Source organism: Clostridium ihumii AP5 (assembly GCF_000612845.1).
Lineage (GTDB): Bacteria > Bacillota > Clostridia > Clostridiales > Clostridiaceae > Clostridium_J > Clostridium_J ihumii.
The window spans coordinates 1-20,909 of sequence record NZ_CCAT010000044.1 but is presented as its reverse complement, the minus strand read 5'-3'; the positions used below and the strand labels follow the sequence as shown (position 1 = coordinate 20,909).

Annotated in this window: 38 protein-coding genes; all 38 read right to left on the bottom strand. The window is 32.8% G+C overall.

Annotation, left to right across the window (positions count from 1 at the left end; translation table 11 throughout):
• Nucleotides 1–414 precede the first annotated feature (414 nt).
• Nucleotides 415–807, bottom strand: coding sequence for a 30S ribosomal protein S9 (gene rpsI / locus BN346_RS07470; RefSeq protein ID WP_040327556.1), 393 nt, complete (start codon nucleotides 805–807; stop codon nucleotides 415–417).
• Nucleotides 808–833: 26 nt separating this feature from the next.
• Nucleotides 834–1,271 (bottom strand): 50S ribosomal protein L13, encoded by a 438-nt coding sequence (gene rplM, locus BN346_RS07465; protein WP_040327555.1) that lies wholly within the window; start codon nucleotides 1,269–1,271, stop codon nucleotides 834–836.
• A 188-nt stretch (nucleotides 1,272–1,459) separates the two neighbouring features.
• Nucleotides 1,460–2,194 carry a tRNA pseudouridine(38-40) synthase TruA gene (truA, locus tag BN346_RS07460; protein WP_040327554.1) on the bottom strand — a complete coding sequence of 245 codons (735 nt, stop codon included), beginning with the start codon at nucleotides 2,192–2,194 and terminating at the stop codon, nucleotides 1,460–1,462.
• Between the two features lie 13 nt (nucleotides 2,195–2,207).
• Nucleotides 2,208–3,011: an energy-coupling factor transporter transmembrane component T family protein gene (locus tag BN346_RS07455; protein ID WP_040327552.1), complete on the bottom strand. Its 804-nt coding sequence runs from the start codon at nucleotides 3,009–3,011 to the stop codon at nucleotides 2,208–2,210.
• Between the two features lie 36 nt (nucleotides 3,012–3,047).
• On the bottom strand, nucleotides 3,048–3,899 hold the full coding sequence (locus tag BN346_RS07450; protein ID WP_040327550.1) for an energy-coupling factor transporter ATPase: 852 nt from the start codon (nucleotides 3,897–3,899) through the stop codon (nucleotides 3,048–3,050).
• The gene (locus tag BN346_RS07445; protein ID WP_051540150.1) at nucleotides 3,884–4,777 is read right to left on the bottom strand and encodes an energy-coupling factor transporter ATPase; all 894 of its coding nucleotides are present in this window, start codon (nucleotides 4,775–4,777) and stop codon (nucleotides 3,884–3,886) included. The genes BN346_RS07450 and BN346_RS07445 overlap by 16 nt, the downstream gene beginning before the upstream one ends.
• Nucleotides 4,778–5,042: 265 nt before the next feature.
• Nucleotides 5,043–5,384, bottom strand: a complete 342-nt coding sequence (rplQ, locus tag BN346_RS07440; protein WP_040327548.1) for a 50S ribosomal protein L17 — start codon at nucleotides 5,382–5,384, stop codon at nucleotides 5,043–5,045.
• A 12-nt stretch (nucleotides 5,385–5,396) separates the two neighbouring features.
• Nucleotides 5,397–6,344 carry a DNA-directed RNA polymerase subunit alpha gene (locus BN346_RS07435; RefSeq protein ID WP_040327546.1) on the bottom strand — a complete coding sequence of 316 codons (948 nt, stop codon included), beginning with the start codon at nucleotides 6,342–6,344 and terminating at the stop codon, nucleotides 5,397–5,399.
• Between the two features lie 71 nt (nucleotides 6,345–6,415).
• Nucleotides 6,416–7,036 carry a 30S ribosomal protein S4 gene (gene rpsD, locus BN346_RS07430; protein ID WP_040327545.1) on the bottom strand — a complete coding sequence of 207 codons (621 nt, stop codon included), beginning with the start codon at nucleotides 7,034–7,036 and terminating at the stop codon, nucleotides 6,416–6,418.
• A 19-nt stretch (nucleotides 7,037–7,055) separates the two neighbouring features.
• Nucleotides 7,056–7,451 carry a 30S ribosomal protein S11 gene (gene rpsK / locus BN346_RS07425; RefSeq protein WP_040327543.1) on the bottom strand — a complete coding sequence of 132 codons (396 nt, stop codon included), beginning with the start codon at nucleotides 7,449–7,451 and terminating at the stop codon, nucleotides 7,056–7,058.
• A 15-nt stretch (nucleotides 7,452–7,466) separates the two neighbouring features.
• Nucleotides 7,467–7,832 (bottom strand): 30S ribosomal protein S13, encoded by a 366-nt coding sequence (gene rpsM / locus BN346_RS07420; RefSeq protein ID WP_040327541.1) that lies wholly within the window; start codon nucleotides 7,830–7,832, stop codon nucleotides 7,467–7,469.
• A 41-nt stretch (nucleotides 7,833–7,873) separates the two neighbouring features.
• Nucleotides 7,874–7,987, bottom strand: a complete 114-nt coding sequence (gene rpmJ / locus BN346_RS07415) for a 50S ribosomal protein L36 (protein WP_003373491.1) — start codon at nucleotides 7,985–7,987, stop codon at nucleotides 7,874–7,876.
• A gap of 15 nt (nucleotides 7,988–8,002) precedes the next feature.
• Nucleotides 8,003–8,221, bottom strand: a complete 219-nt coding sequence (infA, locus tag BN346_RS07410) for a translation initiation factor IF-1 (protein WP_040327535.1) — start codon at nucleotides 8,219–8,221, stop codon at nucleotides 8,003–8,005.
• A 7-nt stretch (nucleotides 8,222–8,228) separates the two neighbouring features.
• Nucleotides 8,229–8,498 (bottom strand): KOW domain-containing protein, encoded by a 270-nt coding sequence (locus tag BN346_RS07405; RefSeq protein ID WP_040327534.1) that lies wholly within the window; start codon nucleotides 8,496–8,498, stop codon nucleotides 8,229–8,231.
• Between the two features lie 13 nt (nucleotides 8,499–8,511).
• Complete coding sequence (map, locus tag BN346_RS07400) at nucleotides 8,512–9,258, bottom strand: type I methionyl aminopeptidase (RefSeq protein WP_040327532.1); 747 nt, start codon at nucleotides 9,256–9,258, stop codon at nucleotides 8,512–8,514.
• On the bottom strand, nucleotides 9,245–9,907 hold the full coding sequence (locus BN346_RS07395; RefSeq protein WP_040327531.1) for an adenylate kinase: 663 nt from the start codon (nucleotides 9,905–9,907) through the stop codon (nucleotides 9,245–9,247). Before BN346_RS07395 ends, map begins: the two co-directional genes overlap by 14 nt.
• 30 nt (nucleotides 9,908–9,937) lie before the next feature.
• Nucleotides 9,938–11,209 (bottom strand): preprotein translocase subunit SecY, encoded by a 1,272-nt coding sequence (secY, locus tag BN346_RS07390; RefSeq protein ID WP_040327530.1) that lies wholly within the window; start codon nucleotides 11,207–11,209, stop codon nucleotides 9,938–9,940.
• Nucleotides 11,210–11,653, bottom strand: a complete 444-nt coding sequence (gene rplO, locus BN346_RS07385; RefSeq protein ID WP_040327529.1) for a 50S ribosomal protein L15 — start codon at nucleotides 11,651–11,653, stop codon at nucleotides 11,210–11,212.
• A 19-nt stretch (nucleotides 11,654–11,672) separates the two neighbouring features.
• Entirely contained in the window at nucleotides 11,673–11,852 is a 180-nt protein-coding gene (rpmD, locus tag BN346_RS07380) for a 50S ribosomal protein L30 (protein ID WP_040327528.1), read from the bottom strand.
• 11 nt (nucleotides 11,853–11,863) lie between these two features.
• The gene (rpsE, locus tag BN346_RS07375) at nucleotides 11,864–12,361 is read right to left on the bottom strand and encodes a 30S ribosomal protein S5 (RefSeq protein WP_040327527.1); all 498 of its coding nucleotides are present in this window, start codon (nucleotides 12,359–12,361) and stop codon (nucleotides 11,864–11,866) included.
• A gap of 24 nt (nucleotides 12,362–12,385) precedes the next feature.
• Nucleotides 12,386–12,748, bottom strand: coding sequence for a 50S ribosomal protein L18 (rplR, locus tag BN346_RS07370; protein WP_040327526.1), 363 nt, complete (start codon nucleotides 12,746–12,748; stop codon nucleotides 12,386–12,388).
• Nucleotides 12,749–12,773: 25 nt separating this feature from the next.
• Complete coding sequence (gene rplF, locus BN346_RS07365; RefSeq protein ID WP_040327525.1) at nucleotides 12,774–13,313, bottom strand: 50S ribosomal protein L6; 540 nt, start codon at nucleotides 13,311–13,313, stop codon at nucleotides 12,774–12,776.
• A gap of 22 nt (nucleotides 13,314–13,335) precedes the next feature.
• On the bottom strand, nucleotides 13,336–13,734 hold the full coding sequence (rpsH, locus tag BN346_RS07360) for a 30S ribosomal protein S8 (RefSeq protein ID WP_040327524.1): 399 nt from the start codon (nucleotides 13,732–13,734) through the stop codon (nucleotides 13,336–13,338).
• Nucleotides 13,735–13,766: 32 nt separating this feature from the next.
• Entirely contained in the window at nucleotides 13,767–13,952 is a 186-nt protein-coding gene (locus BN346_RS07355) for a type Z 30S ribosomal protein S14 (RefSeq protein WP_040327523.1), read from the bottom strand.
• 15 nt (nucleotides 13,953–13,967) lie between these two features.
• Complete coding sequence (gene rplE / locus BN346_RS07350) at nucleotides 13,968–14,510, bottom strand: 50S ribosomal protein L5 (protein WP_040327522.1); 543 nt, start codon at nucleotides 14,508–14,510, stop codon at nucleotides 13,968–13,970.
• Between the two features lie 23 nt (nucleotides 14,511–14,533).
• Nucleotides 14,534–14,848, bottom strand: coding sequence for a 50S ribosomal protein L24 (rplX, locus tag BN346_RS07345; RefSeq protein WP_040327521.1), 315 nt, complete (start codon nucleotides 14,846–14,848; stop codon nucleotides 14,534–14,536).
• Nucleotides 14,849–14,865: 17 nt separating this feature from the next.
• Entirely contained in the window at nucleotides 14,866–15,234 is a 369-nt protein-coding gene (rplN, locus tag BN346_RS07340; protein ID WP_040327520.1) for a 50S ribosomal protein L14, read from the bottom strand.
• 23 nt (nucleotides 15,235–15,257) lie between these two features.
• Nucleotides 15,258–15,512 carry a 30S ribosomal protein S17 gene (rpsQ, locus tag BN346_RS07335; protein WP_040327519.1) on the bottom strand — a complete coding sequence of 85 codons (255 nt, stop codon included), beginning with the start codon at nucleotides 15,510–15,512 and terminating at the stop codon, nucleotides 15,258–15,260.
• 29 nt (nucleotides 15,513–15,541) lie between these two features.
• Nucleotides 15,542–15,754: a 50S ribosomal protein L29 gene (gene rpmC / locus BN346_RS07330; protein WP_040327518.1), complete on the bottom strand. Its 213-nt coding sequence runs from the start codon at nucleotides 15,752–15,754 to the stop codon at nucleotides 15,542–15,544.
• Entirely contained in the window at nucleotides 15,744–16,187 is a 444-nt protein-coding gene (rplP, locus tag BN346_RS07325; protein WP_040327517.1) for a 50S ribosomal protein L16, read from the bottom strand. The genes rpmC and rplP overlap by 11 nt, the downstream gene beginning before the upstream one ends.
• A 26-nt stretch (nucleotides 16,188–16,213) precedes the next feature.
• Complete coding sequence (rpsC, locus tag BN346_RS07320; protein ID WP_040327516.1) at nucleotides 16,214–16,879, bottom strand: 30S ribosomal protein S3; 666 nt, start codon at nucleotides 16,877–16,879, stop codon at nucleotides 16,214–16,216.
• 16 nt (nucleotides 16,880–16,895) lie between these two features.
• The gene (gene rplV, locus BN346_RS07315; RefSeq protein ID WP_040327515.1) at nucleotides 16,896–17,231 is read right to left on the bottom strand and encodes a 50S ribosomal protein L22; all 336 of its coding nucleotides are present in this window, start codon (nucleotides 17,229–17,231) and stop codon (nucleotides 16,896–16,898) included.
• Nucleotides 17,232–17,253: 22 nt separating this feature from the next.
• A complete protein-coding gene (rpsS, locus tag BN346_RS07310) occupies nucleotides 17,254–17,535 on the bottom strand; it encodes a 30S ribosomal protein S19 (protein WP_040327514.1) in 282 nt (93 codons plus the stop codon).
• Nucleotides 17,536–17,600: 65 nt separating this feature from the next.
• Nucleotides 17,601–18,434 carry a 50S ribosomal protein L2 gene (gene rplB, locus BN346_RS07305; RefSeq protein WP_040327513.1) on the bottom strand — a complete coding sequence of 278 codons (834 nt, stop codon included), beginning with the start codon at nucleotides 18,432–18,434 and terminating at the stop codon, nucleotides 17,601–17,603.
• Nucleotides 18,435–18,490: 56 nt separating this feature from the next.
• Nucleotides 18,491–18,787, bottom strand: a complete 297-nt coding sequence (gene rplW, locus BN346_RS07300) for a 50S ribosomal protein L23 (protein ID WP_040327512.1) — start codon at nucleotides 18,785–18,787, stop codon at nucleotides 18,491–18,493.
• On the bottom strand, nucleotides 18,787–19,407 hold the full coding sequence (gene rplD, locus BN346_RS07295; protein ID WP_040327511.1) for a 50S ribosomal protein L4: 621 nt from the start codon (nucleotides 19,405–19,407) through the stop codon (nucleotides 18,787–18,789). The genes rplW and rplD overlap by 1 nt, the downstream gene beginning before the upstream one ends.
• Before the next feature lie 17 nt (nucleotides 19,408–19,424).
• Complete coding sequence (gene rplC, locus BN346_RS07290; protein WP_040327510.1) at nucleotides 19,425–20,051, bottom strand: 50S ribosomal protein L3; 627 nt, start codon at nucleotides 20,049–20,051, stop codon at nucleotides 19,425–19,427.
• Between the two features lie 106 nt (nucleotides 20,052–20,157).
• The gene (gene rpsJ, locus BN346_RS07285) at nucleotides 20,158–20,466 is read right to left on the bottom strand and encodes a 30S ribosomal protein S10 (RefSeq protein ID WP_040327509.1); all 309 of its coding nucleotides are present in this window, start codon (nucleotides 20,464–20,466) and stop codon (nucleotides 20,158–20,160) included.
• Nucleotides 20,467–20,909 lie beyond the last annotated feature (443 nt).

Here is a 20,909-nt window from a genome sequence, read left to right as displayed (position 1 = left end):
CATCTTTTAATATTACGATATATTTATGTTGCTTTATATTATTTTTTTTATACATTAAATTAATATTAGTTCTTAAATTTTAGGGGGACTGCATATTACTCTAGATTTGGAATATATGATTTTAGTTTAACTTTATATTCTAAACCTTTTTACTTGTGCATTTCATATATAATTTATCAAGCTTATACTTTAGCCATTCTGTGGATTAAATTGTAACTACATTCTAAAGTATCTATCTACAATAATTTAATAACATTTCATATCACCTTATGTTTTTCCATTTGAACATTTTTTACTAGTGCTTTTAAGTTCTTTAATTATACTTTTTTATAAAAAAAGATGCATATGTCGTAAATGACATATGCATCTGTATGTATTCCAATATCGGTATTTGTAAATACTTTGGTTGAAATACTATCTTTTTGAGAACTGAGAAGCTCTTCTTGCTTTTTTAAGACCGTATTTCTTTCTTTCTTTCATTCTTGGGTCTCTTGTTAAGAATCCAGCTTTTTTAAGTTCTGGTCTTAAGTTTTCATCAGCTTTTAATAAAGCTCTTGATATTCCGTGTCTGATAGCTCCTGCTTGACCAGTGTATCCACCACCGTGAACGTTAACTAAAACGTCGAATTTTTCTTTAGTTCCAGTTAATACTAATGGTTGATTAACTATAACTCTTAAAGTTTCTAATCCAAAGTAAACTTCGCTATCTCTGTTGTTTATTATAACTTTACCTTCTCCTGGTACAAGTCTTACTCTTGCAACTGATTTTTTTCTTCTTCCTGTTCCAAAATATTGAACCTTTGCCATTTTAACTCCTCCTTCCGATCACTCTACTATTTTCTTACTAACTCTAATACTTCTGGATTTTGAGCGTGGTTTTTGTGCTCAGCTCCTCTGTATACAGTTAATTTTTTAAGCATTTTTCTTCCTAGAACTCCACTTGGAAGCATTCTTCTTACTGCTTCTTCAAATACGAATTCTGGTTTCTTAGCTAATGCTTCTCTATATGGAGTTTCTTTTAATCCACCTGGATATAAAGAGTGATGTCTTAACATTTTTTGATCTAATTTCTTTCCTGTTAAAACAATTTTCTCTGCGTTTATTACTACAACGTAATCTCCTGTATCAACATGTGGTGTAAATTCTGGTTTATTTTTTCCTCTTAATATTGAAGCTATTTGGCTAGCTGCTCTTCCTAATGGCATTCCTTCTACGTCTACTACATACCATTTTTTTTGAACTTCATTTGGTTTTGCTAAGTATGATTTCATTTCTTTCCCTCCCTGAATTTTTAACAATTTCAATTATATGCTAAAGACCCGGGGCTAGTGGATCTTATACACAATTTATATTAATATAACAAACAAAATTATTATAATACAATTTGCCACGCGTGTCAATTATTTTAGAAATTATTACGTCTATCCTAAATCAAGCATTTATGCTAAATTATAGCTATTTAATAATAAACTTTTTCAAGACACAAGCCCTGTGGTGGTACTGTTTTACCAGCATTTTTTCTCTCTAATGAGTTAATAATAGTCTCTATATCCTTAGGATCTATTTTTTTAGTTCCTACATCAATTAAAGTTCCTACTATTATTCTAACCATATTATATAAAAAACCATCAGCACTTACAAATATTTTTATGTAATCATTATTTTTTTCAATTCTTAAATCCTTAATTGTTCTAACTGATGTTTTTACAGAACTTCCAGTGTTTTTAAGTGCTGAAAAATCATGCTTACCTATGAAATACTTGCAAGCCTCTTGCATTTTCTCTACATCTAAAGAATATTTGCAATGATACACTATATTTCTATCTATAGCAGCTCTTATACTTCTTTGAAGTATGGTATAACTATATGTCTTGCCTACACAATTATATCTTGAGTGAAATTCCATTGGAACTTCTTCTGATTTTAATACCGCTATATCATTAGGTAACTTTACATTTAATACTTCTTTAAATTTTTCACTTGGTATTGAACTATTAGTTATAAAATTACAGATATATCCTCTTGAGTGAACTCTACTATCTGTTCTACTACAACCAATAACCTCTATTTCTTCCTTTGTTATTTCTAATAAAGTATTTTCTAATACACCTTGGATTGTGATTTTATTTTTTTGTTTCTGCCATCCAAAGTAGTTGGTGCCATCATACTCTAAACTTAGTCTTATATTTTTCATAACTTTAACACCTTTAAAAATAAATTCGAGTTATAAATATTAATATTACAAAAACAACAAAACTAATAAATGCTATAGTGTCTTTATTAGTCATTTGTAATACCTTCATACGTGTTCTACCTTCTCCACCTCTATAACCTCTTGCTTCCATTGCCATAGCAAGTTCTTCTGCTCTTCTAAATGAGCTTATAAATAATGGCACTAGTAATGGAATTAAATTTTTAGCTCTACTTATTAAATTTCCACTTTCAAAATCAGCACCTCTTGCCATTTGTGCTTTCATAATCTTGTCTGTCTCATCCATAAGTGTTGGAATAAATCTTAATGCTATAGTCATCATCATAGCAAGCTCATGAGCCGGTACCCCTATTTTTTTGAAAGGGTTTAACAATTTTTCAATTCCATCTGTAAGTTCTATTGGTGAAGTTGTAAGTGTTAATAGTGAAGTTCCTGCAATTAAAAATGTCAATCTTACAACCATAAATGCTGCAAGTACTAAACCTTCTTTATATATCTTTAAAAAGCCTATTTGATATAATAATACATCTCCTCTAGTGAAGAATATATTAAATACAGCTGTTATTAACATTAATATAAAAATTGGTTTTAAGCCTTTGTATATATATCTAAATGGAACTTTTGATATATATATGCATGACATTAAAAATATAAATACTACTACATAACCTGTTACATTTTTAACTAAAAATAAGGTAATTATGAACAATAAAGATATTAAAATTTTTGTTCTTGGATCAAGTTTGTGTATAAAAGAGTCCCCAACTATATATTGACCTATTGTAATATCCTTGATCATACAAAAATCCTCCAAAAATAAATAGCTATTACACTATTATGACTTTAACGCCTTCAGTATCTGCTCTGTAGCTTGTTCTAATGTAAATACATCTTCTGATATATTAAATCCTTTATCTTTAAGTTTCCTTATTAAATAAGTAACCTGTGGTACTGCTAGACCAACTCTCTCTAAAGTTTCTACTTCTTTAAAAACAACACTTGGAGCTCCATCTAAAATACATTTTCCAGACTCCATAACTATTATTCTATTAGCTACTTTTGCTACGTCTTCCATACTGTGTGATACTAAAATTATTGTCATATTATATTCATTATGTAGTAACTCTATTTTTCCTAATATATCGTCTCTGCCTTTTGGATCTAATCCAGCAGTCGGTTCATCTAGAATTAAAACCTTTGGTTCCATAGCAACAACACCTGCTATGGCCACTCTTCTTTTTTGACCACCACTTAATTCAAATGGTGATTTATCCTTATATACTTCATAATCTAATCCAACTATATTCATAGCTCTTTTTACTCTATTAGTAATTTCTTCTTCACTTAGCCCTAGATTTCTAGGTCCAAATGCAATGTCTTTTTCAATAGTTTCTTCAAATAATTGATACTCTGAATATTGAAATACTAAACCTACTTTTTTTCTTATATCTGTAAGTTTTACATTACTAGCTGTTATATCTGCACCATCTATAATTATTTTCCCCGATGCTGGTTTTAATAAACCATTTATATGCTGAATCAAGGTTGATTTTCCGGATCCTGTATGACCTATTAATGCTAAAAATTCACCATCTTGTATTTCTAAAGAAACATTATCTAAAGCTATTTTTTCAAAAGGTGATTTAGCCATATATATATGAGTTAAATTTTCTATTTTAATTGACATAATTCATTCACCATCTCATCTATAGTTAATATGTCTTTTGCTATATTAACCCCTTTTCTATTTAATTCATAAGCAAGCTCTGTCATTTGAGGAACATCTAATCCTATTTTTTTCATAGTTTCAACTTCCTTAAATACTTTTCTAGGTTCTCCACTTATAATAACTTTTCCTGAATCCATAACATATATTTTATCAGCATCAATTGCTTCTTCCATGTAGTGCGTTATAAGAACTATTGTTATTCCATATTCTTTATTTAATTCTTTTATAGTATTAATTACTTCTTTTCTTCCTAATGGGTCTAACATGGCTGTAGGTTCATCTAAAACTATACACTCTGGTCTCATAGCATATATACCTGCTATAGCGACTCTTTGTTTTTGCCCTCCAGATAATAAATGTGGACCATGTTTTTTATAATCATACATATTTACTTTTTTAAGTGCATCATCTACTCTTCGTCTAATTTCTGCTGGTTCTACTCCTAAATTTTCAGGACCAAAAGCAACATCTTCTTCAACTATTGTAGCAACAATTTGGTTATCTGGATTTTGAAACACCATTCCAGCCTTTTTTCTTATCTCCCATAAATTATCTTCTATAGAAGAATCTAATCCACCTACTGTTATTTTTCCTGATGTTGGAATTAATAATGCATTTATATGTTTTGCAAATGTTGATTTTCCAGAACCATTATGTCCTAGTATAACTACAAATTCTCCTTTATTTATAGTTATATCAACTCCATCTATGGCAACTTTACCTTCATGTTCTTCATTTGCATCATATTTAAAAAACAAGTTCTCACTCTTTATTTCAATTCTATCATTCTCTAATGTTTGAGGGTTACTTTTTATAGGATTAATTTTATCTTCCATTTTTATATCCCTCCATTTGTACTGAATAAATCTTAATAATCCCTTAACAATATAATTAAATATAAATAAACTTAAATATTTAACATAGCATTAAGGGTTCCCTGTTTAATCAAATGGTTTATTTGATTATTCACTTATTCAATTACTTCAAATAGTTTAAATAAAATTTTATTACAACATAATTTAAAATATTTTTTCAATATTTAAACACATATTTATAATAAAATGGGGACTAAGCTAGGCATACTTAATCCCCTGGAATATATTATACTAATTCTAATATAACTACTTCTGCTCCGTCGCCTCTTCTTGGACCTACTTTCATGATTCTAGTATATCCACCGTTTCTCTCAGCATACTTTGGAGCTATATTATCAAATAAATCTTTAACAACATCCTCTTCAGTTACAAATGCAAGCACTTGTCTTCTAGCATGTAAATCTCCTCTTTTAGCAAGAGTTATCATTTTTTCAGCTAGTCTCTTAGTTTCTTTTGCTCTTGTTTCTGTAGTTTCTATTTTTCCGTGCTTTAAGAAACTAGTAACAAGATTTCTAAGCATTGCCATTCTTTGATCTGTTGGACGTCCTAACTTACGTTGTTGTGCCATGTCTATACCTCCTTACTCTTCACTTGGTTTAAATGATAAATCTAAGGCTTCTAATTTTTGTTCAACCTCTTCAAGAGATTTTTTACCTAAATTTCTAACCTTCATCATATCATCCATTGATCTTTCTGTTAATTCTTGAACAGTATTTATACCTGCTCTCTTTAAACAGTTAAAGCTTCTAACAGATAGATCTAGTTCTTCTATAGTCATTTCTAAAACTTTTTCTTTCTTATCTTCTTCCTTTTCAACCATTATTTCAACATTATCAGCATGATCTGTTAATGTCATAAATAGTTTAAAGTGTTCTATAAGAATTTTTGCAGATAAACCTATTGCTTCATCTGGTCTAATTGTTCCATTAGTCCAAATTTCAATTGTTAGTTTATCATAATCTGTTATTTGGCCTACTCTTGTATTTTCAACTGTAAAGTTTACTCTTTTAACAGGAGTATAGATCGAATCTACAGGTATAGTAGCTATTGGTTTATCTTCAGTTTTGTTCTTGTTTTGAGAAACATAACCTCTACCTTTGCTAACATTAAGCTCCATAAATAGCTTACCATCATCATCTAAAGTAGCTATATGAATGTCTTTGTTAATAACTTCTACGTCTCCATCAGTTTTTATATCTGCTCCTGTAACCTCTCCTGGTCCAACAGCATCTATATAAACTGTTTTAGATCCTTCACCTGTCATCTTTAGTGCTAATCCTTTTATGTTTAAGATTAACTCAGATACGTCTTCTTTAACTCCCTTTATAGTTGAGAATTCATGAAGTACACCATCTATTTTAATTGAATTTGCAGCAACCCCAGGTAATGAGGAAAGAAGAATTCTTCTTAAGGCATTACCTAAAGTTATTCCATAACCTCTTTCTAATGGTTCAATGACAAATTTACCATATGTACCATTCTCAGCAGTTTCTACACATTCTATTTTTGGCTTTTCTATTTCTAACATATTATATAACCCTCCTTCTTATTAAAAATGGGCGTTCTATTTTGAGGGCAACTGATTCTTTTAATTATTGACTATTTGCTGTATAACTCAACGATTAATGTTTCGTTAACAGGAACGTCTATATCTTCTCTTGTTGGTAAAGAAACAACTTTTCCTTCAAATGCGTCTAAGTTAGCTTCTAACCAAGCTGGTAAAGTTTTTGGATTTTCGTTAAACACTTTAAATTTCTCAGTAGCTCTGCTTTTTTCAGAAACTGATATTACGTCATTTAATGAAACATTGTATGATGCAATGTCAACTTTCTTTCCGTTAACTAAGAAATGTCCGTGGTTAACTAATTGTCTAGCTTCTGCTCTAGAAGCACCATATCCTAATCTATATACTACGTTATCAAGTCTTAATTCAAGAAGTCTTAATAAGTTTTCACCTGTTATTCCTCTTTGTTTTTCAGCTTTATCGTAGTATCTTCTAAATTGGTTCTCAAGAACTCCGTATATTCTTCTAGCTTTTTGTTTTTCTCTTAATTGTAATCCGTAGTTTGAAACTTTCTTTCTAGCTTGACCGTGTTGTCCTGGTGCATAGCTTCTTCTAGCGAATGCACATTTTTCAGTGAAGCATCTGTCACCTTTTAGGTTAAGCTTTAAACCTTCTCTTCTGCAAAGTTTGCAAGTAGCTCCAGTATATCTAGCCATTAATTACACCTCCTGTTTACTAAACTCTTCTTCTTTTTGGTGGTCTACATCCGTTATGTGGAATTGGAGTTACATCTTTAATTAAAGTAACTTCTAATCCAGCAGCTTGTAAAGATCTTATAGCAGCTTCTCTACCTGCTCCTGGTCCTTTAACGTAAACTTCAACACTTTTTAAACCGTGTTCCATTGCTGCTTTAGCTGCAGTTTCTGCTGCCATTTGAGCTGCAAATGGTGTGCTTTTTCTTGATCCTCTAAATCCTAATCCACCAGCACTTGCCCATGATAATGCGTTACCAGCTGCATCAGTAAGTGTAACGATGGAATTGTTGAAAGTAGATTTTATATGTGCAGCACCGTGCTCAACATTTTTTCTTTCTTTTCTTCTTCTACTTCTTTTAAGTTTCTTTTGAGCCATTATATTCCCTCCTTACTATTTCTTCTTACCAGCTATTGTCTTTTTAGGACCTTTTCTAGTTCTAGCATTAGTTTTAGTTTTTTGTCCTCTTACTGGAAGACCTCTTCTATGTCTGATACCTCTATAGCATCCAACTTCCATTAGTCTCTTTATGTCAAGAGCAACTTTTCTTCTTAAGTCACCTTCAACTAACATGTTTTTTATATATTCTCTTAAAGCGTTAACTTCTTCTTCAGTTAAATCTTTAATTCTTGTATCTGGATTTACGCCTGTAGCTTCTAGTATTTCATGTGACTTTGGTAGTCCTATACCGTATATATAAGTTAGACCTATCTCAACTCTTTTTTCTCTTGGTAGGTCAACACCTGCTATTCTTGCCATCTACGATCTACACCTCCTGATTATATTTTATTGATCTATCATTAACCTTGTTTTTGTTTATGTTTAGGATTTTCACAGATAACCATTACTCTTCCTTTTCTTTTTATAACTTTACATTTTTCGCATATAGGTTTAACTGATGGTCTTACTTTCATAGCTAACCCTCCTTATTACTTATCTCTCCAAGTTATTCTCCCACGCGTCAAATCATATGGAGAAAGCTCTACTGTAACCTTATCGCCTGGTAATATTCTAATAAAATTCATTCTTAACTTACCTGAGATATGAGCTAATATTTTATGTCCACTCTCAAGTTCTACTTCAAACATTGCATTTGGCAGTGCTTCTAAAACAACACCTTGCATTTCAATTATATCATCTTTTGACATAAGGTAATCAAACCTCCTCAACTTGCAAAAACTTTCTAATCTTAGAATTACTTACACATTTTCCGTTCATAATTAATTCTTTGATATCCTCTGCTATTACATCCTTTAAAATTAAATGTTTAATTTTCTTTTTCTTTGGATTCTCAATTTTTCTTAAGTCCCCATCTGAAATATAGACATAATCAGCATTTATTATACCTATTATTATGAAGTCTCTATCACGGTCTCTACCTGATTTCGAATGTACTACCTTACCTAAAAGGTTATTATCATCCACACATTTCACCTCATTAGCTTAAAGTTAGTATTTCAGGACCATTATCTAAAATTGCAACAGTATTTTCATAGTGAGCAGATAATTTTCCATCACGAGTAACTACTGTCCAACCGTCCGATTTTACTTTAACATTATGTGTACCAATATTTATCATAGGTTCGATTGCTATAACCATTCCATGATTTAATTTAGGACCTCTTCCAGCAGTACCGTAATTAGGAACCTGCGGATCTTCATGCATTGATCTACCAATACCATGACCTACAAAATCCCTAACCACAGAATATCCAGATTCTTCTGCATACTTTTGTATCGCAGCAGAAATATCTGTTAATCTATTTCCTACCAAAGCTTTTTCAACACCTTGAAAAAAACTTTCTTTAGTAACTGCAATTAATTGCTCTGCTTCTTTAGATACATTTCCTACTGGAAATGTTCTAGCAGCATCGCCGTGAAATCCATTTAGAATTGCTCCACAATCTATGCTGATGATGTCACCTTCATTTAATACTCTATTTCTAGGTATTCCATGAATAACTTCATCATTTATTGATGCGCATATTGAAGCCGGAAATCCACCGTAACCTTTAAAGGAAGGTGTTGCACCCTGTTTTAATATAAACTCTTCAGCTAATTTATCTATTTCTGCAGTTGTTATTCCTGGCTTTATTACCGCTTCAATCATTGCAAGTGTATCAGCAACTACCTTGCCCGCACTTTTCATAAATTCAATTTCCATATCACTTTTAATTATTATCACTATTTATCGCTCCTAAGATACCATTGATATTCTTAAAAACATCATCAATAGCTTGCGTTCCATCAACTACTGATAAAAGACTTTGCTCTTTATAGTAATCTATAAGAGGTTGAGTTTGAGCCTCATATACTGCTAAACGATCTTTAACAGTTGATTCATTGTCGTCAGCTCTTTGTATAACCTCTGAGCCACAAGTGTCACATTTTCCTTCAACCTTTGTTGGATTGAATTTTATATGATAACTTGCTCCGCAATTTGGACAAACTCTTCTTCCTGTCATTCTATCAATTATAAAGTCTTTTGGAACATCTATTAATAGTGCTGTGTCAAGTTTTTCACCTTTTGAATTCAAAAATTCTTTTAGTGCTTCTGCTTGACTTACAGTTCTAGGATAACCATCAAGTAAGAAACCATTTTTACAGTCCTCTTGTTGTAATCTATCTTGTACTATATCTATGGTTAATTTGTCAGGAACTAATAATCCCTTGTCAATATAACTCTTAGCTTCGATTCCTAAAGGAGTTTTTTCAGAAATATTCTTTCTAAATATATCTCCTGTTGATATATGTGGTATGGAGTATTGGTTACTCATTGATTTCGCTTGTGTTCCTTTTCCGGCTCCCGGAGGACCTAATAAGATGATTTTCACTAGCATCAACTCCAAATTTAAATTTCTTATCTATTTAAGAAATCCTTGGTAATGTCTTATAGTTAGTTGAGACTCTAATTGTTTCATAGTGTCTAATGCTACACCAACTATAATTAATAAAGTCGTGCCTTGTACAGACATTCCTTTAAATTTAGTATATCCCTCTAATACTATTGGGAATAGAGCTATGATAGTTACAAATCCTCCACCAAGCATAGATATTCTAGTCAAAACTTTCTCTAAGAAAACCTCAGTTGGTTTTCCTGGTCTTATACCTGGAATAAATCCTGCTGATTTGTGCATATTCTCTGCCATTTCATCAGGTTTAAATGTAACTATGGTATAGAACCATGAGAAGAATAGTATCAAAATAGCGTACGCAATCATGTATCTAACAGTCCCGCTTTTGAATATACTCCAAGGACTCTTTGTTACAAAATCTGCGAATGCAGACTGTGGCCAAATTTTTGCTATTGTTGCAGGGAATTGCATCACTGACATAGCAAAAATTATTGCCATAACTCCTGCTGTATTTAAACTGAATGGAATATGTGTTGATTGTCCTTTAAACACCTTATTTCCAACAGCTTTTCCTGCATATTGAACAGGTATTCTACGTTCCGCTAAAGTTATTACTATAACTGCTAATAATAAAGCTAAAGCTATTACTACAAATATTATAACCTCTACTAAACTAACTTCTCCTGCCTTCTTTAATCCAGCAATCTTATATGCAGTCGTCGGAAATGTTGAAATAATATTTACAAATATTATAATTGATACACCATTTCCAATTCCGTGAACTTGTATTTGTTCTCCAAGCCAAACTAATAAAGTTGTTCCTGCTGTTGTGGTTAGAATTATTATAAATAATTCCTTAGATCCAGTACTAGTTAAATTTCCACTTATTAAAGCATACATGGCAAATCCTTGTAGCACTGCAAATGCAACAGCCAATAATCTTGTGTAATTCTGTATCTTTTGTCTTCCTTCTTGGCCTTCCTTAGAAAGTTGTTCTAATTGCGGAATTGCTATAGTAAGAAGCTGAATTATTATAGATGCATTTATGTAAGGTGTTACACCAGAAGCAAATATACTAAATTGACTTAATGCACCACCTGACAACATATCATAGAAAGTAAGTAGATTTCCAGTATCAGTAAGGCTTGCTATTTTAGAAGCATCTACTCCTGGAACTGGTATATATATACCCATTCTAAATACTATTACTATGAATATAGTAAACAGCATTCTCTTTCTAAGTTCTGGAACTTTCCAAGCATTTCGTAGGGTTGATAACATCTATATCACCTCAACTTTTCCTCCAGCGGCTTCTATTTTTTCTGCTGCAGCTTTAGAAACTTTGTGTGCTTTTATTGTTAAGCTCTTTTCTAAGCTACCATTTCCTAATATTTTTACACCATCGTATAGTTTTTTAACTATTCCTTTTTCAACTAATACTTCTGGTGTTACTTCTGTACCATTTTCGAAGATATTTAATCTATCAACATTTATGCAAGCATACTCCTTAGCAAATATGTTTGTAAATCCTCTTTTTGGTAATCTTCTGTATAGAGGCATTTGTCCTCCCTCAAATCCTGGTCTTACTCCACCACCTGATCTTGAGTTTTGTCCGTTTTGTCCTCTTGCAGCTGTTTTACCCCAGCCTGAACCTGTTCCTCTTCCTACTCTTTTTTTAGAAGATTTTTTAGCTCCTGCTGCAGGTCTTAACTCATGAAGTTTCATAGTTTACACCTCCTTGTTATTAAGCTTCTTCAACTTTTAGTAGGTAACTTACTTTGTTTACCATACCTTTTATTTGAGGAGTTTCCTCGTGCTCAACAGTTTTTCCGATTTTCTTTAATCCTAATGCATTAACAGTAGCTATGTGCTCTTTTTTTCTTCCTATTAAGCTTTTTGTTAATGTTATCTTAATTTTAGCCAAGGTTATCCCTCCTATCCTAAAATTTCCTCAACAGTTTTGCCTCTTAACTTCGCAACTTGTTCTGCTGTTCTTAAGTTAGCTAATCCGTTGATAGTAGCATTTATCATATTTCTTGGGTTATTTGATCCTAAAGATTTGGCTCTAACGTCTTTTAATCCTGCAAGCTCAAGCACGGCTCTTGCTGGACCTCCAGCGATAACTCCTGTACCTTCAGATGCTGGCATTATGTGCACTAATCCAGTGCCAAATTTTCCATCTATAGTGTGAGGAACTGTAGTTCCATCTAATTCAACTTTAACAAGGTGTTTTTTAGCATCTTCAATGCCTTTTCTTATTGCTTCTGGTATCTCTATTGATTTTCCAGTACCAACTCCGATGTGTCCGTTCTCATCTCCAACTACTACAAGAGCACTGAATCTGAAATTTCTTCCACCTTTAACAACCTTAGCAACTCTGTTTATGTGAACAACTTTTTCTTTAAGATCTAGTGTGCTAGGATCTATTTTCATGAATTTCCCTCCTTCTTTATTAAATTAGAATTGAAGACCTGCTTCTCTAGCGCCTTCTGCAAGAACTTGTATTCTTCCGTGATATACGTATCCGCCTCTATCAAATACAACTTCTTTTATTCCTTTTTCTAAAGCTCTTTTAGCTACGATTTCTCCAACTGCTTTAGCAGCATCTTTATTACTTCCAGCTTTTAAAGCAAAATCTTTATCTAAGCTTGAAGCTGAAACTAAAGTTCTGCCAGTTACGTCATCTATTATTTGAGCGTATATGTTCTTAGAACTTCTGTAAACCGCTAATCTTGGTCTTTCAGTTGTTCCAGATATTTTCTTACGAACTCTTAAGTGACGAGCTTCTCTTGATAGCTTTCTGTCAACCTTTTTGAACATTGTATTCACTCCTTCCTAGTTTATGTTATTTACCAGTCTTACCTTCCTTACGTCTGATAACTTCACCAGCATACTTAATACCTTTTCCTTTGTAAGGTTCAGGTTTTCTCCATGATCTTATATCAGCGGCAACTGCTCCAACTTTTTCTTTATCAATACCTTTAACGTTGATTGTATTAGCATCTGGAGTTTCAAAAGTTACTCCTTCTAATGCTTCAACTTCAACTGGATGTGAGAATCCAAGGTTAAGATTTAATTTGTTTCCTTTTAATGTTGCTCTGTATCCAACACCAACTAATTGTAGAGTTTTAGTGTAACCTTCTGTTACTCCTACTACCATATTATTTATTAATGCTCTTGTTAATCCATGAAGAGCTCTATGTTCTTTTACATCGCTTGGTCTTGTAACAACGATTGAATTTTCTTCGATAGCTATGTTCATATCTTTACACACTGCTTTTGTTAATTCTCCCTTAGGTCCTTTAACAACAACAACGTTCTCTGGTGATACAGTAACTGTTACACCAGCAGGTATAGCTATTGGAAGTCTTCCTACTCTTGACATACTTGCACCTCCTGTTCTTAAACTACCAGATATAGCAGATTACTTCTCCACCTAATCCTTGTTTTCTTGCTTCTTTGTCTGTTAATATTCCTTTTGATGTAGATATTATTGCTACACCTAATCCATTTAATACCTTTGGAATATCCTCTTGTTTAGAATAAACTCTTAAACCAGGTTTAGATATTCTCTTAAGTCCTGTTATTACTCTTTCTTTGTTTTGACCATATTTCATTGTAAGTCTTAACATTTTTACAGAACCATCTTGATATTCTTCTATATTTTTAAGATATCCTTCTTGAAGCATTATGTTTGCGATTGCCTTCTTTATGTTTGAAGAAGGAACTTCTAATATTTCATGTCTAACAACATTTGCATTTCTAATACGTGTTAGCAAATCTGCGATAGGGTCAGTCATAACCATGTAATTTGCCTCCTTTCATATACTGTGTTATATTACCAACTTGCCTTCTTACATCCAGGAATTTCTCCTTTATATGCAAGTTCTCTGAAACAGATACGGCATATACCAAATTTCTTTAATACAGAGTGTGGTCTTCCACATAGTCTGCATCTAGTATAAGCTCTAGTTGAATATTTAGGCTCTTGTTTCCATTTTTCTATTAAAGCTTTACGTGCCATCTTATTCCCTCCTTATTATTGAGCAAATGGCATTCCAAGGAATCTTAATAATTCTCTTGCTTCCTCGTCTGTCTTTGCACTAGTAACGAATATTATATCCATACCTCTTACTTTATCAATTTTATCATATTCTACTTCAGGGAATATTAATTGCTCTTTTACTCCTAAAGCATAGTTACCTCTTCCATCAAAAGATTTTGAAGGAACTCCTCTGAAGTCTCTAACTCTAGGTAAAGCAATATTGATTAATTTATCAGCAAACTCATACATTTTTTCTCTTCTTAATGTAACTTTGCATCCTATAGGCATGTTCTCTCTTATTTTAAAGTTAGCAACTGAGTTCTTAGCTCTAGTTAAAACTGCTTTTTGTCCAGTTACTAATTCCATATCTGAAACTGCAGATTCTAAAACTTTAGAATTGTCTTTAGCTTCGCCAACTCCCATGTTTACTACTATTTTTTCAAGCTTTGGTACTTCCATGATGTTTTTGTATCCGAACTTCTCCATCATAGCTTGAACTACTTCATTATTATATTTCTCTTGTAGTCTTGCAACCATTAGTTAAACCCTCCTTTCAAAAACTAAAATGTTTCTCCGCACTTTTTGCACTCTCTTACTTTAGTGCCATCTTCTAATATTTTATTGCTTATTCTAGTAACAGATTTACATTTGTTGCAGTATAGCATAACTTTTGAACTATTTATAGCTCCTTCAACGTGAACTATTCCACCTTGCATGTTTTGTCTATTTGGTTTTTGGTGCTTAGTTACAACGTTAACGTCTTTAACTACAACTTTTCCAGTTTTAGGATAAACCGCTAAAACCTCTCCAGTTTTTCCTTTATCTTTACCAGAAATAACCATTACAGTGTCTTTCTTTCTAACGTGAACCTTCATTACAGCTACCTCCTATCTTATAGAACTTCAGGTGCTAGTGATAAAATTTTGTTAAATTCTTTATCTCTTAGCTCCCTAGCAACAGGTCCGAAGATACGAGTTCCTCTTGGATTTTTATCTTCTTTTATTATAACAGCTGCATTTTCATCAAATCTGATATATGAACCGTCTGCTCTTCTTAAACCTTTAACTGATCTAACAATAACTGCCTTTACTACGTCACCTTTTTTAACAACTCCACCTGGTGTTGCACTTTTAACGCTAGCAACAATTATATCTCCGATGTTTCCCCATTTTCTCTTGGATCCACCTAGTACTCTTATACACATTATCTCTTTAGCACCAGAGTTATCTGCTACTTTTAATAATGTTTGTTGTTGTATCATGAAAAATACCTCCTTTCAGTCAACTATTTAGCTCTCTCAGTAATTTGAACAAGTCTCCATCTTTTATCTTTAGATAATGGTCTTGTTTCCATTATTTGTACTGTATCGTTAATTCTTGCGTCATTATTTTCATCATGAACTTTAAATTTAGTAGTTCTATTAACTGTTTTTCCGTATAATGGATGTCTTACTTTTGTTTCAACTGCAACAACTATAGTCTTATCCATTTTATCAGAAACAACTTTTCCTATTCTAGTTTTTCTTAATCCTCTTTCCACAAGATAAACCTCCTTTCAGTCTTTCAGTTTTACTGTTCGATCGCCCTTAATTCTTCTTCTCTAAGGATGGTTTTAATTTGGGCTATAGATTTTTTAACCTGTTTTATTCTCATTGGGTTTTCTAACTGACCTGTAGCTAACTGAAATCTAAGGTTAAATAATTCAGATTTTAAATCATTTAATTTTACTTGTAAATCTTGAGGAGTACTTTGTCTCAACTCTTTTAATTCATTAGCCTTCATTGATTTCACCACCCATTTCCTCAAAATCTTTTCTTGTTACAAATTTAGTTTTTACTGGTAATTTGTGTGATGCAAGTCTCATTGCTTCTCTTGCAGCCTCTTCAGAAACTCCAGCTATTTCAAATAACACTCTGCCTGGTTTTACTACTGCTACCCAGTACTCTGGTGATCCTTTACCAGAACCCATACGTGTTTCAGCAGGTTTCTCAGTTACAGGTTTGTCAGGGAAGATTTTTATCCAAACCTTTCCTCCTCTTCTTACGTATCTATTGATAGCTATTCTGGCAGACTCAATTTGATTGCTTGTTATCCAACCACATTCAGTTGCTTGTAAAGCATAATCTCCGTAAGCAATGAAGTTACCTCTTGTAGCTTTTCCCTTCATTCTACCACGTTGAACCTTACGATGTTTAACTCTTTTAGGCATTAACATGTCATATTCCTCCTTCCTGAACGTTATTAAGCGTTAACTTCTTCCTTCTCTACTTTTTTTGTTGGAAGAACTTCTCCTTTATAAACCCAAACTTTAACTCCGATTTTTCCGTATGTTGTATCTGCTTCAGCAAATCCATAATCGATATCAGCTCTTAAAGTTTGTAGTGGAATTGTTCCTTCATGATATTGCTCTGTTCTAGCGATATCAGCTCCACCTAGTCTTCCAGAACAAGCTGTTTTAACTCCCTTAACATTTAATTTCATAGCTCTTTGAATTGTTTGTTTCATAGCTCTTCTGAAAGATATTCTCTTTTCTAGTTGAGCAGCTACGTTTTCAGCCATTAATTGAGCGTTACATTCTGGTGACTTAACTTCAACGATGTTGATTAACACATTGTTTGTTACAACAAGGTTTTTAAGTCCTTTTTTTAATTCTTCTATACCTTGACCGCCTTTTCCTATAACCATACCTGGTTTAGCAGTATGTATATTTATTTTAACTCTTTTTGCAGCTCTTTCAATTTCTATTTTAGAAATTCCAGCAGTAAAAAGTTTTTTCTTAAGATATTCTCTTATTTGATTATCTTCAACTAAATTGTCAGCAAACTTAGTTCCTTCAGCGAACCATTTAGCGTTCCAATCTTTGATTACACCAACTCTTAAGCCGTGTGGATGTACTTTTTGTCCCACTATATATCCCTCCTTCTTATTCTCTTTCTTTAACTACTAGAGTTATATGGCTAGTTTTCTTGTTTATTCTAAATGCTCTTCCTTGTGCATGTGGTCTGAATCTTTTTAAAGTTGGACCTTGACCAGTGTGAGCATTAGCAACATATAGTCTATTTCTATCTAAACTTAAATTGTTTTCTGCGTTTGCTACTGCTGATTTTAAAACTTTGTATACAACTTCAGCAGCATCTTTTGGAGTATATTGTAATATAGCAAAAGCTTCATTTACATTTTTTCCTCTTATTAAATCAAGAACTATTCCAATTTTCATTGGAGACATTCTTACATATTTAGCTATAGCTTTAGCTTCCATTTCTGTGTCCTCCTTTCTCGAACTATCTTACTTTACTTGATTTTGTTTTATCAATATGACCTTTGAAAGTTCTAGTTAAAGCGAATTCTCCTAATTTGTGTCCCACCATATCTTCTTGAACATATACTGGAACATGTTTTCTTCCGTCATGAACCGCGATAGTGTGGCCTATCATTTGAGGGAAGATTGTTGAACTTCTTGACCAAGTTTTAACAACTTTCTTTTCTCCGTTTTGGTTCATTTCTTCAATTTTCTTTAATAATGACTCTTTTATATAAGGTCCTTTTTTAATAGATCTGCCCATTTATAAAGTCCTCCCTTCATATAACATACTCGTAACTTAGAAGAGAATAAAATATTCTCTCCCTATTACTTACCGTTTCTTCTCTTAACAATAAACTTATCAGAGTATTTTTTAGTTTTTCTTGTTTTATATCCAAGAGCTGGTTTACCCCATGGTGTCATTGGATTTGCGTGTCCTACTGGACATTTACCTTCTCCACCACCGTGTGGGTGATCGTTAGGGTTCATTACAGATCCTCTTACTGTTGGTCTGATTCCCATGTGTCTTTTTCTACCAGCTTTACCTATCTTAACTATTTCGTTAGTTAAGTTAGAAACTGTTCCAATTGTAGCTCTGCAGTTAACTCTTACGTATCTAACTTCTCCACTTGGAAGTCTTACTTGAGCATATTCGCCTTCTTTAGCCATTAATTGAGCTGAAGAACCTGCTGATCTTACTAATTGTGCTCCTTTTCCTATTTGTAATTCTATGTTGTGAATTACTGTACCAACTGGTATGTTAGCTATAGGTAAAGTGTTACCAACTTTGATATCCGCTTCTGGTCCAGATACTATTGTATCTCCAACTTTTAATCCAACTGGAGCGATTATGTATCTCTTCTCTCCATCTGCATATACAACTAATGCTATATAAGCTGTTCTGTTTGGATCGTACTCAATTGATAAAACCTTAGCTGGGATATTATCTTTATTTCTTTTAAAGTCGATTAATCTGTATTTTTGTTTTGCTCCACCACCGTGGTGACGAACAGTTATTTTACCTTGTGCATTTCTACCACCGTTTTTCTTTTTGCTTACAAGAAGTGACTTTTCTGGCACATTTGTAGTTATTTCTTCAAATGTTGACATTGTCATATTTCTTCTTGAAGGAGTGGTAGGGTTAAATTTCTTAACTGCCATTAGGTTTCCCTCCTTTTTTATCGCTTATCTGGTATCATACCAATAAATGCTTTTAATTACATTCCTTCAAAGAATTCTATAGTCTTACTATCTTCTGCTAGTGTAACTATTGCTTTTTTGAAGTCAGCTCTCTTACCAACATGTACTCCAACTCTCTTAGTTTTTCCTAAGTTTCTTATTGTAGCTACATTGTCAACTTTTACTCCTGCAAAAACTTCTTCTATAGCTTTTTTGATTTGGAATTTGTTAGCGTGTATGTCAACGATGAAAGTGTATTTTCTGTCAGCCATTGCTGCCATACTTTTTTCAGTTATAACAGGTTTTCTGATTATATCATGGCTAGTCATTTTCATTATGCATACACCTCCTCAATCTTAGATACAGCATCTTTAGTTACCATGAATGTTTCATATTTTAATATGTCATAAACATTTATGTTGTTTACTGGTAACACAGCTACCCCTGGTATATTTCTAGCTGATTTGTAAACATTGTTTTCAGTATCAGCTACTACTATTAAAGTCTTTTTAGCTTCAAATGCATTTAAAACTTTGATCATCTCTTTAGTTTTTGGTGCATCAAATGCTAAACTTTCTAATACTATCATTTCATTTTCAGCAACTTTTGAAGATAAAGCTGATTTCATAGCTGTTCTTCTCATGCTTTTTGGAATTGATACTCTGTAAGATCTTGGTTTTGGTGCAAATACGATACCACCATGTATCCATTGTGGAGCTCTTATTGAACCTTGTCTTGCTCTACCAGTTCCTTTTTGTCTCCAAGGTTTGATTCCTCCGCCTCTAACTTCTGCTCTAGTTTTAGCGCTTTGAGTTCCTTGTCTTTTATTAGCTAATTGAGCTAATACTACTTGGTGCATTGATTCTGCGCTTATTTCAGCAGCAAATACACTTTCATTTAATTGGATATCTCCAACTTCTTTTCCTTCTTTATTAAAAACTTTTATTGTAGGCATTCTGCATCCTCCTTTCCTTAAGCTTTAACAGCGTCTCTTATTACTACAAGACCTTTGTTTGGTCCTGGTATTCCGCCTTTTATTAAGATTATGTTTTTCTCAGGTATTACTCTTACTACTTCTAAGTTTAATACTGTTGTGTTAACACTACCCATATGTCCAGGCATTTTTTTGTTTTTGAATGTTCTTGAAGGATCTGATGATGCTCCCATTGAACCTACTGCTCTGTGGAATTTAGAACCGTGGCTCATTGGTCCTCTGTGGAAGTTCCATCTTTTGATTACGCCTTGGAATCCTTTTCCTTTAGATACTCCAGAAACATCTATTTTGTCTCCTGCTGCAAAAACGTCAGCTTTTATTTCAGCTCCAACTTCTAAGTTAGAATCTTCTAATTTAAATTCTTTTATATGTCTTTTAACAGCAACTCCAGCTTTGTCAAATTGACCTTTTGTTGGCTTGTTAACTAATTTTTCTCTTATATCTCCAAAAGCAACCTTAACTGCTTCATATCCGTCAGTTTCTACTGTTTTCTTTTGAATTACTACGCATGGACCAGCTTCTACAACTGTTACTGGAACTACTTTTCTATTTTCATCAAATATTTGAGTCATTCCTAATTTTCTACCCATTATAGCTTTTTTCATTTAATACACCTCCTACTTATTAGCGGACCACATAGTGATCATAATAGTTAGTAATAGTTATCTATTACCCGTACAAATAAAGTGTTTCACAATATGTACGTTTTTACTATAGTTTTATTTCTATGTCTACACCTGCTGGTAAATCTAATCTCATTAAGGCATCAACAGTTTTTGGTGATGGGCTTAATATATCGATTAATCTTTTGTGTGTTCTTATTTCGAACTGTTCTCTAGAATCTTTGTATTTGTGAACTGCTCTTAATACTGTTATTACATCTTTTTCAGTTGGTAGTGGTACTGGACCAGCTACTTTAGCTCCTGTAGATTTAGCAGTTTCAACTATTCTCTCAGCTGATTGATCTAATATTGTGTGATCAAATGCTTTTAATCTGATTCTTATTTTTTGTTTTGACATTGTTTTCCCTCCTTTTCATCGCACGCTATACTTCTTACGCGCAACAGCGGATGTTCTGTAAACTGTACCGGGTGTTGCACCGTCTTTTAGACAATGCCTCGAACAGTAAAACTCCGTCGCCCAATTCATGATCAGGCATGCTCGGTGAAGAATTCCCCGGAAGTCCGGCAACCTCTTACCTCATCGCTGTTACCACTTTGCAACTTCTACATTATATCGTATTTAAGTTGCATTTACAAGTATTTTTTTAAATTTTATTTAATAGTTTTTATTACTAATTTTTAGTATACTAATAATTATTTTTTTTATTAATTAAGGAGAAGGGCGTCCCCTTCTCCTTAAAACCTAGGTATTATATTATCATGTATACACTCTTAAGTCAATTTTTTTTGACTTGAAATTATTGGTGTTATATTACTCTACTATAGAAGTAACAACTCCTG

Bases quoted from the DNA above. Each gene is read 5' to 3' on its own strand.
- truA (WP_040327554.1), bottom strand. From the start codon at position 2,194: ATGAAAAATATAAGACTAAGTTTAGAGTATGATGGCACCAACTACTTT.
- rplO (WP_040327529.1), bottom strand. From the start codon at position 11,653: ATGAAACTTCATGAGTTAAGACCTGCAGCAGGAGCTAAAAAATCTTCT.
- rpmC (WP_040327518.1), bottom strand. From the start codon at position 15,754: ATGAAGGCTAATGAATTAAAAGAGTTGAGACAAAGTACTCCTCAAGAT.
- rplM (WP_040327555.1), bottom strand. From the start codon at position 1,271: ATGAAATCATACTTAGCAAAACCAAATGAAGTTCAAAAAAAATGGTAT.
- rpsM (WP_040327541.1), bottom strand. From the start codon at position 7,832: ATGGCAAGAATAGCAGGTGTTGACCTACCAAGAGAAAAAAGAGTTGAG.
- rpsH (WP_040327524.1), bottom strand. From the start codon at position 13,734: ATGGTTATGACTGACCCTATCGCAGATTTGCTAACACGTATTAGAAAT.
- secY (WP_040327530.1), bottom strand. From the start codon at position 11,209: ATGTTATCAACCCTACGAAATGCTTGGAAAGTTCCAGAACTTAGAAAG.
- rpsD (WP_040327545.1), bottom strand. From the start codon at position 7,036: ATGGCTAGATATACTGGAGCTACTTGCAAACTTTGCAGAAGAGAAGGT.
- infA (WP_040327535.1), bottom strand. From the start codon at position 8,221: ATGTCAAAAGATGATATAATTGAAATGCAAGGTGTTGTTTTAGAAGCA.
- BN346_RS07445 (WP_051540150.1), bottom strand. From the start codon at position 4,777: ATGGAAGATAAAATTAATCCTATAAAAAGTAACCCTCAAACATTAGAG.
- rpsI (WP_040327556.1), bottom strand. From the start codon at position 807: ATGGCAAAGGTTCAATATTTTGGAACAGGAAGAAGAAAAAAATCAGTT.
- rpsE (WP_040327527.1), bottom strand. From the start codon at position 12,361: ATGAAAATAGATCCTAGCACACTAGATCTTAAAGAAAAAGTTGTTCAC.
- rplP (WP_040327517.1), bottom strand. From the start codon at position 16,187: ATGTTAATGCCTAAAAGAGTTAAACATCGTAAGGTTCAACGTGGTAGA.
- rplR (WP_040327526.1), bottom strand. From the start codon at position 12,748: ATGTTCAAAAAGGTTGACAGAAAGCTATCAAGAGAAGCTCGTCACTTA.
- BN346_RS07450 (WP_040327550.1), bottom strand. From the start codon at position 3,899: ATGTCAATTAAAATAGAAAATTTAACTCATATATATATGGCTAAATCA.
- rpsS (WP_040327514.1), bottom strand. From the start codon at position 17,535: ATGGGCAGATCTATTAAAAAAGGACCTTATATAAAAGAGTCATTATTA.
- BN346_RS07435 (WP_040327546.1), bottom strand. From the start codon at position 6,344: ATGTTAGAAATAGAAAAGCCAAAAATAGAATGTGTAGAAACTGCTGAG.
- rplE (WP_040327522.1), bottom strand. From the start codon at position 14,510: ATGGTTGCAAGACTACAAGAGAAATATAATAATGAAGTAGTTCAAGCT.
- rplQ (WP_040327548.1), bottom strand. From the start codon at position 5,384: ATGGCACAACAACGTAAGTTAGGACGTCCAACAGATCAAAGAATGGCA.
- rplN (WP_040327520.1), bottom strand. From the start codon at position 15,234: ATGATACAACAACAAACATTATTAAAAGTAGCAGATAACTCTGGTGCT.
- rplF (WP_040327525.1), bottom strand. From the start codon at position 13,313: ATGTCAAGAGTAGGAAGACTTCCAATAGCTATACCTGCTGGTGTAACA.
- rpsK (WP_040327543.1), bottom strand. From the start codon at position 7,451: ATGGCTCAAAAGAAACTTAAAAGAAGTAGAAGAAGAAAAGAAAGAAAA.
- rplW (WP_040327512.1), bottom strand. From the start codon at position 18,787: ATGAAAATGACTAGCCATGATATAATCAGAAAACCTGTTATAACTGAA.
- rplD (WP_040327511.1), bottom strand. From the start codon at position 19,407: ATGCCTACAATAAAAGTTTTTAATAAAGAAGGAAAAGAAGTTGGAGAT.
- rpmJ (WP_003373491.1), bottom strand. From the start codon at position 7,987: ATGAAAGTAAGACCATCAGTTAAACCTATATGCGAAAAATGTAAAGTT.
- BN346_RS07355 (WP_040327523.1), bottom strand. From the start codon at position 13,952: ATGGCACGTAAAGCTTTAATAGAAAAATGGAAACAAGAGCCTAAATAT.
- BN346_RS07455 (WP_040327552.1), bottom strand. From the start codon at position 3,011: ATGATCAAGGATATTACAATAGGTCAATATATAGTTGGGGACTCTTTT.
- rplC (WP_040327510.1), bottom strand. From the start codon at position 20,051: ATGAAAAAAGCTATAATGGGTAGAAAATTAGGAATGACTCAAATATTT.
- rplX (WP_040327521.1), bottom strand. From the start codon at position 14,848: ATGAAGGTTCACGTTAGAAAGAAAGACACTGTAATGGTTATTTCTGGT.
- rplB (WP_040327513.1), bottom strand. From the start codon at position 18,434: ATGGCAGTTAAGAAATTTAACCCTACCACTCCTTCAAGAAGAAATATG.
- rpsJ (WP_040327509.1), bottom strand. From the start codon at position 20,466: ATGTCAAAACAAAAAATAAGAATCAGATTAAAAGCATTTGATCACACA.
- rplV (WP_040327515.1), bottom strand. From the start codon at position 17,231: ATGGAAGCTAAAGCTATAGCTAAATATGTAAGAATGTCTCCAATGAAA.